At 37.3% G+C, this 699-nt stretch carries 1 protein-coding gene; it reads left to right on the forward strand.

Annotated elements, in window-relative coordinates; translation table 11 throughout:
• A partial coding sequence (locus ACEN4N_RS11505; RefSeq protein ID WP_407094269.1) for an IS30 family transposase occupies positions 1-690 on the forward strand: 690 nt, incomplete at its 5' end.
• Positions 691-699 lie beyond the last annotated feature (9 nt).

Here is a 699-nt window from a genome sequence, read left to right on the forward strand (position 1 = left end):
GAAAATTCCAAAAATAAAATCAGTTATAATACTATCTATCGTGCAATTTATCGTGGCGACTTCGATGAGCCTGGTTTATCAACCGGTAATCGAGGCGCTATCCGTAAATTAAGACACAGAGGTAAAACACGCCATTCTAAAAATCACGTAGAGAGAAGAGGAAAGATCCCTATCTCCAATACGATTCATGAACGACCAGATAGCGCTAATGAACGAACTGAGATTGGTCATTGGGAAGCAGATACAGTTGCAGGTCAAACTGGTAAAGCGTGCTTAGTAACGCTAGTTGATAGAAAATCTAGGTTATTACTAATCGGTAAATCTGAGAAGAAAGCTTCTAAGCCGGTAGTTGACCAAATGATTAAATTACTACAAGGTATTGATTCTAATTTTTGTAAAACCATTACACCTGACCGTGGTAAAGAATTCAGTCAACACGCCCGATTGACTGAGGAATTAAATAATACGCAAATTTATTTTCCAGATCCTCATGCCCCTTGGCAAAGAGGATCTAATGAGAATACAAATGGACTCCTTAGAGAGTACTCACCGAAAGGTGTTGATTTGACAGATGCAACTGATGAAGAGATACAAGGTTGGGCAACGAAATTAAATACACGTCCCAAAAAATGTTTGAATTGGAAAACACCTTATGAAATCTTTTATAAAACTGTGTTGCACTTAATTTGACAATTTAAG

Origin of the sequence: Ruoffia sp. FAM 20857 (assembly GCF_045528645.1) — a bacterium.
Classification (GTDB): domain Bacteria; phylum Bacillota; class Bacilli; order Lactobacillales; family Aerococcaceae; genus Ruoffia; species Ruoffia halotolerans.